The 10917-nt window shown below is 69.9% G+C and carries 8 protein-coding genes, 1 tRNA gene and 2 pseudogenes; 7 read left to right on the top strand and 4 right to left on the bottom strand.

All coding sequences use genetic code 11. From position 1 onward, the window contains the following. The 3 genes and pseudogenes from ADBZ5N_RS13955 to ADBZ5N_RS13945 form a co-directional block, all read right to left on the bottom strand. Positions 1-2534 (bottom strand): annotated as a pseudogene (locus ADBZ5N_RS13955) (hypothetical protein); the annotation flags it as partial. Positions 2535-2658: 124 nt separating this feature from the next. Next, entirely contained in the window at positions 2659-2997 is a 339-nt protein-coding gene (locus ADBZ5N_RS13950) for a DUF3817 domain-containing protein (protein ID WP_526258302.1), read from the bottom strand. After that, positions 2994-3374 (bottom strand): hypothetical protein, encoded by a 381-nt coding sequence (locus ADBZ5N_RS13945; protein WP_526258300.1) that lies wholly within the window; start codon positions 3372-3374, stop codon positions 2994-2996. The genes ADBZ5N_RS13950 and ADBZ5N_RS13945 overlap by 4 nt, the downstream gene beginning before the upstream one ends. Positions 3375-3419: 45 nt before the next feature. On the opposite strand from ADBZ5N_RS13945, the gene ADBZ5N_RS13940 reads away from it, so the two are divergent. Together ADBZ5N_RS13940 and ADBZ5N_RS13935 are read left to right on the top strand one after the other, a co-directional pair. Further along, positions 3420-3502 (top strand) — tRNA-Leu (locus tag ADBZ5N_RS13940). A 100-nt stretch (positions 3503-3602) separates the two neighbouring features. Continuing rightward, positions 3603-4409, top strand: a complete 807-nt coding sequence (locus ADBZ5N_RS13935; protein ID WP_526258298.1) for an SDR family oxidoreductase — start codon at positions 3603-3605, stop codon at positions 4407-4409. Between the two features lie 18 nt (positions 4410-4427). Here ADBZ5N_RS13935 and ADBZ5N_RS13930 read toward each other — a convergent pair whose 3' ends face one another. Continuing rightward, entirely contained in the window at positions 4428-4685 is a 258-nt protein-coding gene (locus ADBZ5N_RS13930; protein WP_526258296.1) for a hypothetical protein, read from the bottom strand. Positions 4686-4747: 62 nt separating this feature from the next. On the opposite strand from ADBZ5N_RS13930, the gene ADBZ5N_RS13925 reads away from it, so the two are divergent. The 5 genes and pseudogenes from ADBZ5N_RS13925 to ADBZ5N_RS13905 form a co-directional block, all read left to right on the top strand. Continuing rightward, positions 4748-5299, top strand: coding sequence for a hypothetical protein (locus ADBZ5N_RS13925; RefSeq protein ID WP_526258294.1), 552 nt, complete (start codon positions 4748-4750; stop codon positions 5297-5299). Positions 5300-5310: 11 nt separating this feature from the next. Continuing rightward, positions 5311-5811 (top strand): hypothetical protein, encoded by a 501-nt coding sequence (locus ADBZ5N_RS13920; protein WP_526258292.1) that lies wholly within the window; start codon positions 5311-5313, stop codon positions 5809-5811. 56 nt (positions 5812-5867) lie between these two features. Further along, a complete protein-coding gene (locus ADBZ5N_RS13915; protein WP_526258290.1) occupies positions 5868-8240 on the top strand; it encodes a lysylphosphatidylglycerol synthase transmembrane domain-containing protein in 2373 nt (790 codons plus the stop codon). Positions 8241-8253: 13 nt separating this feature from the next. Continuing rightward, entirely contained in the window at positions 8254-9021 is a 768-nt protein-coding gene (locus ADBZ5N_RS13910; RefSeq protein WP_526258288.1) for an SDR family NAD(P)-dependent oxidoreductase, read from the top strand. 224 nt (positions 9022-9245) lie between these two features. Beyond that, a pseudogene (locus tag ADBZ5N_RS13905) lies at positions 9246-10917 on the top strand (hypothetical protein); the annotation flags it as partial.

The following is a 10917-nucleotide window of genomic DNA, read 5'->3' as shown; positions in this document are numbered from 1 at the left end:
TTGCCGCCGGCACCGCCGTTGCCGGTCGCGCCGCCGTCGCCGCCGCCGCCGCCGTCGCCGCCGCGGGCGCCGGGGGTGGTGGGGGTGTAGCCGTTGCCGCCGGCGCCGCCGTTGCCGACCCCGCTCGGCGATGTTCCGCCGTTGCCGTCTTTACCGGCCGTACCGCCGGTGCCGGTGCCGGCCGCGCCGCCCTTGCCAGCGGTGCCGCCGGCGCCGGAATCGGCGCCATTGCCGCCGCGACCGCCGTCGACGTTGGTCGCGATGCCGTCCGCGCCGCGGCCGCCGTTGCCGCCGATACCACCGTTACCACCGTTGCCGCCGTCGCCTCCGTCACCGGCCTTGGCGGGGGCGCTGATGAAGAACGCCCAGCTGCCCTCGCCGCCGTTGCCGCCGGTGCCGCCGTTGCCGCCGGCGGCACCCGCACCGCCCGCGGTGGCGTTCTGGCCGCCGCCGGGGCCGTTGCCGTAATCGATCACGAACGTCGGGTCACCGTTGAGGCCGCTGCCCCCGGCCGTGCCGCCGCCGCCGTTGCCGCCGAGTCCGCCGTTGCCGCCGGCCCCGCCGTTGGCCAGCAGCACGCTGCCCCGTCCACCGGTGCCGCCCTTGCCGCCGTCGCCGCCCTTGGCGCCCAGTCCGCCGTCGGCGCCGCGGCCGCCCGTGCCGCCGGCGCCGGTGCCGTTGTCCTCAGAGGGCGCGTTGCCGTCGATGGTGAAGGGGATCAGCCAGGAGTTCGCGCCGCCGTTGCCGCCGTTGCCGCCGTTGCCGCCGGCCACCCCGTCCACGGGTGCGGCGGTGCTGTTGCCGCCGGCGCCGCCGTCACCGCCGGCGCCCCACAGTGTAAGCATGCCGACGCCGCCGGCGTTGCCGCCGTTGCCGCCGGTGCCGCCGACGCCCACCGCGTCGCCACCCGCGCCGCCGTTGCCGCCGCCGTCGATCAGAACCGCGCCCTGCCCGCCGTTACCGCCGTTGCCGCCACGGGCGAACCCGGTGCCGCCGGTGCCGCCGGCCCCGCCGTCACCGGCCGGGGAGAACAGACCGGTGACACCGCCTTCGCCGCCGTTGCCGCCGACACCGCCGCGGTTGGTCGCCGCGCCGCCGGCGCCGCCGACGCCGGCGTTGTTGACCGGGGAGAACAGTCCGGTGTCCCCGCCACGGCCGCCTTGGCCGCCGATCCCGTCTTCCCCGGTGGCCGCGCCACCGGCGCCGCCGGTCCCGGCGAAGCTCAGCCCCGGCGGATACCCGGCGATGGAGAACAGTCCGCTGTTACCGCCGACACCGCCGGTCCCGCCGACCCCGCCGCGACCACTAGCGGTTCCCCCGGCCCCGCCATCGCCGCCGCGGCCGAAGAAAAGCCCACCGGTCCCCCCAGCGCCGCCGGTTCCGCCGGCCGCAACCCCGTCCACGCCAGCACCGCCGGCACCGCCGTTACCCCACAGCCCTGCCCCGCCGCCGGTACCGCCGGCGAAACCGGAACCGCCGTTACCCCACAGCAACCCGGCTTTGCCGCCATTGCAGGTGCCGGTGGTGCACGCTCCCTCGTACTTGGTGTAGGAGTAGCCGTTGCCGCCCAGCAAGCCCGCATCCGGGTTCTCCGCGGTGCCATCGCCGAACAACCGGAACGGCGTCGCCGTCAAACCACCGGTGGCCGAGGCCTTCGGGGAGAACAGCGACAGCAGGTTCAGCGTCGGGATGGCCGGCTCGCCGGTGCTGGTGGCCGCCGCCTTCGGGGTGGATGTCTTGGTGTCGAACTCCCGGCGGGTGAACGCTGCCGCGGTCCACATCAGGGGTGCCGCGGCCGGGGCGTCACCGCCATCGCCGGCGCCTAGCCACGAGAGCAGGTTGCCGCTCAACGCCGACACCGAACCCTTAACAGCCGCCGAGGGTGCCGTCATCACCGGGGCCGACGTCGCCAGGGGCGTGGCCAGTTGAGGGGTCTCGATCGCGTCAGCACCACTGTCGTCGATCAGAACAGCCGTCGCAGGCACAGCAGCAGCCGAGTTCGCTGCCGCGGGTCGGGGGGTGTTCGGCGTCGTTGCCGCCGACGCGTCGTCGAGGACAGGCTCGTTGTCCGGTGCCTCGATGGGCGCGGTGTTCGGCTCGGGCGTGACATCGGGGGTGCTTCGGACCCGGCGGTCTTCGCGAGATTCGACCCTGTCGGTCTCGGTGTCGGTCTCGGTGGCGCTCTCACCGAGTTGGCTGCCCCGCGGGGCCGGGGAGTCATCCGGTGCAGCGATATCGGGATCCGAGGCATCCGAGTCATCGGTGTCACCCGCTGCGGCAGTGTCCGAGTCCTTGCCTGCGGTCGCCTCACTCCGCGTAGTGCCGCGTGAGACCCCGGGATGGGACGCCCTGGTCTTGGGTGCAGTTGCGTTCCCGTCGGCCGATCCAGTCGACCCGGCTGAACCGTTGGTGTCCGCGATGGCGACCGCCGGCATCGCAACGACCGCCGCCCCGATCCCCAAGGCCACTGCTAAGGCGCCGACCCGGCCCACGTAGCTGTCGTGTGTGAAGTGCGAAGAAAAAGCGGCGGCCATTAAAATTCCTTCCGAATTCCCTGACGGTCGCCTGAGAATATCCATAGCGAAATTTCCGTAACAAGGGGGAAGGTCGAAACGCTCAGTGAGTTGCCGAACCGCCCGGGTGGAACCGCCCCGGCAACTAGAGGTTGAAGCGCTCCTTGACCTCGCGGGTCTGGACCTGCTCGACGATGATCCCCAACAGCGGAATCGTGCCGGCCAGCAGCACGCCGACGGTCTTGGCGATGGGCCAGCGCACCTTGACTGCGAGGTTGGCGGTGAACAGCAGATAGACGAAGTAGACCCAGCCGTGCACGATGCTGATCCACTCCGGCGGGTTTTCCACCTTGACCACGTACTTGAGGATCAGTTCGTAGCACAGCGCGATCAGCCAGATTCCGGTCATCCAGGCCAACACCCGGTAGCTGTTCAGCGCGGAGCGGATTTTCTCGACGGGCGTGATCGGAGGAGTGTCGGTCATGCGGGGGTCCCTTTCTGGTCGGCGCCGCCGGCTCGGTCGGACTTCGCCAACTCGGCGAGGTAGGCGTTGTACTCACGCATGGTGGCGTCCTGCGGTTGCGCTGAAGCGGCAGGACGTGCCGGTAGTAGCCCGGCGGGTAGCTCGGTCGGGGCTTCGGTGGCGGCCGGTTCGGGGGGATGCGCCTCGTACTGCATGAACTTGCGATAGGCGTAGATGCAGAAGCCCGCGAATGCCGGCCACTGTAGTGCGTAGCCCAAGTTCTGGAAGCTGCCGGTCGTCGACTCCCACCTGCTCCACTGCCACCAACCCAGCGCCAGGCAGACCCCGGCGGCGGCGATCACCGTCGCGATCAGCGCAACGCGGCGGGGGAGGGACACACCATGACGGTACCGGTGATCAGCCGCGATAGGATCGACAGGCTTGCGGGCGTGGTGAAATGGCAGACACGCCGGCTTTAGGTGCCGGTGCTCGAAAGAGCGTGTGGGTTCGAATCCCTCCGCCCGCACAGATCCGCCGGGTCGGAGAGAGGTCGACCGGCGAGACCGGGCTTCGATCGAGGCCCGGTCCGGGTTGCACGGCTGCCGTAGAGCGGAAAGTCTGGAATGATGACACAGTCCGGCACATCGTCGACCGCACCCACCATCTTCATCACCGGCGCTGCTGCCGGAATCGGCCGGGCCACCGCAGTCTTTTTCGCGCAGCGCGGCTACCGGGTGGGCGCCTATGACGTCGACCTGGCCGGCCTGGCGACGCTGCGGGAGGAAATCACCGGCCGCGGCGGTGACATCGCGATCGGGGACCTCGACGTCACCGACGCCCAGCAGTGGGCGCGGGAACTGAAAGCGTTCACCGGAACCTCGGGTCGACTGGACATCCTGGTCAACAATGCCGGAGTGCTCAGCCACGGGCGGTTCGAGGAGATTGCGCTGCAGACTCAGCGCCGCATCGTCGACGTCAACGTCACCGGAACCCTGACCGGCCTACACACGGCGTTTCCCTACCTACGTGACACTCGGGGCGCGCAGGTGGTCAACCTGTGCTCAGCTTCGGCGATCTACGGCCAGCCCGAGCTGGCGACCTACTCGGCGTCGAAGTTCGCCGTGCGCGGCCTGACCGAAGCGCTGGAGCTGGAATGGCGTCGCTACGGAATCCGGGTGATTGCGATGTGGCCGCTGTTCGTGCACACCGCGATGGTCGACGGTGTTGAGACCAACGCGACTCGGCGCTTGGGGGTGCATCTGAGCGCCCAAGATGTCGCCCAGTCGATCTACGGCGCCACGCACGTCACGCGGAACTGGCTGCCCAGGGTGCACTATCCGGTCGGCCGGCAGACCAAAGTGCTGGCGAGCCTGGCGCAGGTGTCGCCGCACTGGGCGGCCCGCTTCCTGAACAAGGCGGTGACGAAAACCTAGCGAGGAGGGCCCTGCGACTCAGCCCACCGGCCGGGGCCCGCGCGGTGGCTGCTGATTCTGCACGAACGAACTGCACAGCCCGATGTTGCTGGGTATGCACGGGATTCCGTTGATCGTCGCGGTGTTGACCGGCGCCAGGCACTGTGCGGTGTAGGGGTTCGGCACAAAACCCGGTGCGCAGGTTTGCGCCGCCGCGACGGGAGCCACCAGCGCCGCACCGGCCGCCAGTGCTGCGCTGCAGGCTGCGACCAGCATCTGCCGTGACAGCACTGACACCCCTCATCTCGTCGTGGAATCCTTGAGTTTGCTGCTTCTAGCGTACGCGTAATATCGCGGCCATGCCCGAACCCACTGACAACCTGCACGACCCAGCCCTGGCCTATCCGATTTCGTCAGGGGACAGCGCTTCGGCGTCCCGGTCGGCTCCGGGCCGCTGGATGGCACCGGTGGCACTGCTGCTGTCGGTGTTGGCTGCGGCCGGGGCGGGATGGGCTCTGTTGAAGCCCACGCCGACGCCGGAGCCGCCCGCCATGTTCGCCGGGAATCCGACCGCCACCGACCCGAAAGCTGAGGCGTGCAAGGTCGCCGAACTGGTCGCCGAAGGGGTTGCGCGGCAGTCGCGAGCCGATCTTGGGCCCGAGCCGGTGGCACTGGAGACGGTCGCGGCAAACACCCGGCTGGCGATGGCCGGCGGGGCGGCTTACCTGCGCGAGGCGACACCCTCAAACACACCGGCCGAACTCGCCGAGCCGATGGGGACGCTGGCGCGGCAGTTGCAGGACATCGCCCAGCACTTCTTCGTCGGGCAGAGCAGTGCGGTGCCCGAACAAGCCGAGCGGTTGACGGCGGCGACCGAGACGACCAAGAAGATCGCCGAAAGCTGCCGTTGAGAGCCGCGCTGGTGACTGCCGCCGTGGCCACGCTGCTGTGCGCAGCACCGGCCGCCGCCGAACCTGCGTTGCCTCCCCCGCCTCCCCCACCGGCGCCGCCAATCGCCCCACCGGCACCTGCCGGGCTCATCCCGGCGCTCGGCGGTCTGCTGGCCCAGGCGGGCAGTCCGCCGGCCGGGCCGCTCGGCCTGCCCGACCTGTCCGGGTACGCCCCGAATCTGCTCCTCGGACAGAACGCCGCGCCAGCGCCCCCCGGCTCGCCGCCCGCCGCGGTCCCGGACCTGCGCGCGTTGAATCCCGATTACCTGCTGCCCCAGAACCTGGCACCGGCCGCACCCGCCGAGGGCACGCCGGCACCGGGTTTGGCACCCAGCCAGGACATCCCGGGCACCGGCCGGATCGACTTCCTGCGCCGTCTCTATGAGATGTACGAGGCCGGGGCGCTGCGGGGGGCCCTGCTGGGCCAGCTGCCTCCCGAGCAGTTCGGTTCCGAACCGGCGCCCCCCGGCTGAGCCCCGCACCGTGCTGCTGGACGATGTCGGCCCGGACTGAGGATAGATTCAGAACCGTGCGAGTCGATGGGCGTGAGGTTGCCGTCACCGGCAATCTGCTGCAACCGCTGACCCGGCGCACCAATGACATCGTCCGCCTCACGCTGGCCACCCTGTTTCTGGCATTGGTGATCTTCAGTTCGCTGGTCACCCGCAGCGACTGGGTCGGCCTGGAGAAGTCGATCTCCCGGATCGTCGGGGTGTTGACCCCGGCGCAGTCCAACGCCGTCTACCTGGTCTACGGCGTCTTGATCGTCGCGCTGCCCTTCGTGATCCTGGTTGGTCTGATCGCCGGGCGGCAGTGGAAGTTGTTGGGCGCCTATGCCGCCGCCGGGTTCATCGCCTTACTGGCACTGTCCATTTCCGGCCAGGGCATCGCCGCGCCGAACTGGCACTTCGACCTCACCGAACGGCTGCCGACAATGCTGTCGCAGTTCCTCGACGACCCGCGATGGATCGCGATGCTCGCCGCGGTGCTGACGGTATCGGGGCCCTGGCTGCCGACCCGCTGGCGGCGCTGGTGGTGGACGCTGCTGCTGGCGTTCGTGCCGATTCACCTTGTGGTCAGCGCGGTGGTCCCGGCCCGCTCACTGCTCGGGCTGTCGGTCGGCTGGTTCGTCGGGGCCCTGGTGGTCCTGGTGGTCGGCACCCCGGCGCTGGAGGTGCCACTGGACGGCGCGGTGCGGGCGTTGGCGCGCCGCCGCTTCACCACCGAGGCGCTGACCGTGCTGCGGCCCGGCGGCAACGGGCCGCTGGAACTGCGGGCCACCGACGACGCCGGATGCAACGCCGTGGTCGAACTCTACGGACCCAACCAGCGCAGCGGCGGTGCCGTCAGACAGTTCTGGCGCTGGCTTGTGCTGCGGGACAGTGAAACTGCGCCTCTACAGATGTCGCTGCACCGTGCCGTCGAGCACCGTGCGCTGATGACAATCGCCGTCGGCGACCTCGGTGTGGCCAACACCAGCACCGTGAGCCTGGCCGGGCTCGAGCGCGGCTGGACCATGTTCGCCCACACCGAGCCGCGGGGCGCCTCGTTGGACGACATCAGCGACGACGGCGCCGTGGGCCCGGTCTGGGAATCACTGGGTGTGCTGCACCGCCACCAGATCTCCCACGGTGACTTACGGGCCAGCGAAATCACCGTCGACTCCCAGACCGCGCTGTTCGGCGGGTTCGGGAACTCCGAGTACGGCGCCTCCGATGAACAACTGCAGTCCGACGTCGCACAGCTTTTGGCAACGACCACCGACAAATTCGGCGCCAAGGCCTCCGTGGCGGCCGCGATCAAGGCGCTCGGAACCGACGCTGTGCTGGCCGCCTCCCGCCGGCTGACCCGTTCGGCGATGCCGACGCGCATCCGCAGAAGCCTGACCGACCCGAAAACCGTGCTGGCCGCCGCCCGCGACGAGGTCAAGTTGCAGACCGGGGCTGAGGCCATCCAGACCGAAACCATCACCCGCTTCACCCGCAAACAAGTGATTCAGCTGGTGCTGCTGGTTGCGCTGGTCTACGTCGCCTACCCGTTCATCAGCACGGTGCCCGCTTTCGTCAGCGAACTTCGTGACGCCAACTGGTGGTGGGCACTGCTCGGGCTCGGGGTGTCGGCGTCGACCTACATCGGTGCGGCTGCCGGACTGTGGGCCTGCGCCGGGGGGTTGGTGTCGTTCCGCAACGTCACGATCATGCAGTTCGCCAACACATTCGCCGCGACCACCACACCGGCCGGCGTCGGCGGATTGGCTTTGAGTACCCGCTTTCTTCAGAAGGCTGGTCTGGGCACCGTGCGCGCCACCGCGGCCGTGGCGGTGCAGCAGGCGGTGCAGGTCATCACCCATGTGGCACTTCTGATCTTCTTCTCCGTCGCTGCCGGCGCCTCGGCCGACCTGTCGCACTTCGTCCCGAAAATGACCCTGGTTTACCTGATCGGGGGAATCGCACTCGGTGCGGTCGGGGCTTTCCTGTTCGTCCCCAAGTTGCGGCACTGGCTGGATACCGCCGTCCGGCCGAAAATCAATGAAGTCGGCGGCGATCTGGTGGAGCTGGTACGCGAACCCAAGCGTTTCGCTCTGATCGTGTTGGGTTGTGCGACAACCACTCTCGGCATGGCGTTTACCCTGTGGTGCAGCATCGAGGCGTTCGGAGGCGGCACCAACTTCGTGACGGTCACGGTGGTGACCATGGTCGGCGGGACACTGGCATCAGCCGCACCCACACCGGGTGGCGTCGGTGCGGTGGAGGCCGCGCTCATCGGCGGATTGGCCGCCTTCGGGGTGCCCACCGCCGTCGCCGTTCCGTCAGTGCTGCTGTACCGGGTGCTGACGGTCTGGCTGCCGGTCTTCGCCGGATGGCCGATCATGCGATGGCTGACCAACCGGGACATGATCTAGGAAAGGACGTCCTGTGGACACGTCGTGGCACGATCTGAGCGGACACGTCGCCCTGGTGACCGGCGGAAACAGCGGGATCGGCAAGGGTATTGCCCGTGGTCTGCGCAATGCCGGTGCGGCAGTGGCGATCTGGGGCACGAACACCGCACGCAACGACGACACGGTGGCAGAGCTTTCCGAGGCCGGGGGGCAGGTCGTCGCGTTCACCGTCGACGTGAGCGACGAGACGGCGGTGGCCCGCGGGACGGCCGCCACGCTGGAACGGTTCGGTCAGATCGACTCCTGCTTCGCCAACGCCGGGGTGCCGGGGCGGCCCGCGCCGATCGACGCGATGAGCACCCAGGAGTGGCGGCGGGTGATGTCGGTCAACCTCGATGGGCAGTTCTTCACTGTGCGTGCCGTGACTGCGCATATGAAGTCCCGCGGCACCGGCTCGATTGTCTTCACCAGCAGTGTCTCGATGACTGACGGTCTGCCGTTCGCCGTCCACTACGCCGCCGCCAAGGCGGGACTGACGGCGATGGCTCGCGGATTGGCGGTTGAACTGGCCCGCGACGGTATTCGGGTCAACGCGATCGTCCCGGGTTGGACCCGGGCGGCGATGACCGAGGGACTGTTGGACTCCCCCGCCGCCCAGGCGAAGATCCTGCCGCGAGTTCCGTTGCGGCGCTGGGGCACTCCGCAGGATTTCGAGGCGCTGGCGGTGTGGCTGGCCGGGCCCGGGTCGGGGTACCTCACCGGCCAGACGGTGGTGCTCGACGGGGGTTACAGCGTCTTCTGAGCGCCCTGTGCGCCACCCCGCGATCCACAGGCCTCACGCTCAGGTGAAAGAAGCGTGTGAAAAGCATGTTGCAAATGTGAGAGCTGACCGTGACATCCGTCGCTGAATCTGCAAAACTCCGGTCGTGAGCTTCTTGCAATACCCCCTGCCTGGGTATCGGAGAGTGCTCCATCTGAGCGTCAGCTAATCATTTTCGTAGTTCATACATTTGAGGGGAGTCTGCGGTGCGCGCATCGGTTCAGGTCAACGGGTTCGGGGTCGAAGGCGCCGGAGAGGCGTTTAGCGCCGGGGGCTCGGGTTCGGTCCCGGGGTATGCGCGGTATGTGGGCCGGGTGGGTGCGTTGGCGGTGGCGCTGGGTGTGGGTGCTGCGGTGGTGGCGATGCCTGCTGCGTTTGCTGATTCGCGGGGGTCGGGGGGGTCGAGCGGATCCTCGGATGCGGGGGCCGCGGAGGCGTCTTCGGTAGCGGGGCCGGTGAGGTCTTCACGGGGCGGTGCTGAAAACAGCAGTGCTGACGAGAGCCTTGCCGATGCGGGTGCTGCCGACGAGAGCGGTGCTGGCGAGAGCGTTGCGGAGGCGGGTCTTGTTGATGGCGCCGATGTCGGGGTGAGCGAGCCGCGCCGGGAGGGACGCGGGCAGGGTAGCGACCGGCGAGGTGTCCCGGGTGGCGACGAGCCGGCGGTCTCTGCCGAGGGTGCTGAGGAGCGGGGTTCGGCGCGGGCGGCCGGGAGTGCGAGGCCGGTGGCTGTTGACGAGGTGAGGGCGCCGTTGGCGAGCGCTGATGGAGGCGCGCAGTTCGCAGGCACGGCCGACCCGGTGGCCGGTGTGGTGCCGCAGCCGGCGGCGGCGGTGGCTGGTGTGGCGCCGCAGCCGGCGGCGGTGGTGCCGGTCGGGGATGCGGGTGTGGTGCCAGCGGTGTCCTCGGTCTCGTCGGAGTCCTCGAGTGTTGCTCCGGTGGCGGTGGCCGCACCGCGTGGGGTGGCGGCGGTGCCGGCGGCCGCGGGTGGTTTGTCGGGGGGCTTGTTGTCGTGGCTGGCCACCGGTGGTGGTGATGGGCCGGCGGCGGCGCCGTTGTTGTTCGCGGGGTGGGCGGTGGCGCGTCGGGAGTCAGGTGGCTCGGTGCGGACGGCGGCCCCGGCGGCGGCTGTGGGTACTGGTGAGCTGGTCGGCGGCGGCGGCGCCGGTGTGGTGGTGGGGTCGGTGTTCTCGCCGAAGGCCTCGGCGGCGCGGGTGGATCCGTTGGCGGCGTTCGTGCGGATTTTTGTGGGGGATGGCACCGCGGCGAACCCGAACGCGGGGTTGCTGTTCGGTAACGGGTACTCGTGGTCGAGGTCGGCCGCCACGGGGGATGCGGTGACGCTGGCCGGCGTGTGCGCGGCGGGCTGTGATGGCGGCCGGGGTGGTCTGCTGGGCGGTAACGGCGGCAACGGTGTCAACGGTGGTTCCGGCGGGGATGCGGGCTGGTTGTTCGGCAATGGCGGTCATGGTGGGGATGGGGTGGCCGGGTTCAACGGCGGCCGTGGTGGTGATGGCGGTAACGGCGGGTTGTTGTTCGGCAGTGGCGGCAACGGCGGGCACGGGGTGTATTCGCCGGTGTCGACGGCCCGGGTGGGTGGCTCGGCGGCGGTGCGGTCGGGGGCGGCGACGAGCTTTGTGGGGGGTCCGGGGGCCGGGGGTGCCGGGGGGAGTGCCGGGTTGGTCGCCGGTGATGGCGGTAACGGCGGGGATGGCGCCGATGGGGTGTTGCCCGGTGAGGCCGGCGCTGATGGCGGCGGCGGGGGTAACGCCACGGGCAACGGTCGTGGTGGTGATGGCGGTAAGGGCGGCAACGGCGCCCAGGGCGCGGCGGGGGCCGACGGGACCGCGGAGTCCCCTGATGGTGGTCTCGGCGGGGTCG

The organism is Mycobacterium sp. (genome assembly GCF_044370595.1).
GTDB lineage: Bacteria > Actinomycetota > Actinomycetes > Mycobacteriales > Mycobacteriaceae > Mycobacterium.
The sequence above is the reverse complement of the archived record's forward strand: the minus strand, read 5'-3'. Positions and strand labels throughout refer to the sequence as shown.

Bases quoted from the DNA above. Each gene is read 5' to 3' on its own strand.
- ADBZ5N_RS13935 (WP_526258298.1), top strand. From the start codon at position 3,603: ATGACACAGTCCGGCACATCGTCGACCGCACCCACCATCTTCATCACC.
- ADBZ5N_RS13925 (WP_526258294.1), top strand. From the start codon at position 4,748: ATGCCCGAACCCACTGACAACCTGCACGACCCAGCCCTGGCCTATCCG.
- ADBZ5N_RS13950 (WP_526258302.1), bottom strand. From the start codon at position 2,997: ATGACCGACACTCCTCCGATCACGCCCGTCGAGAAAATCCGCTCCGCG.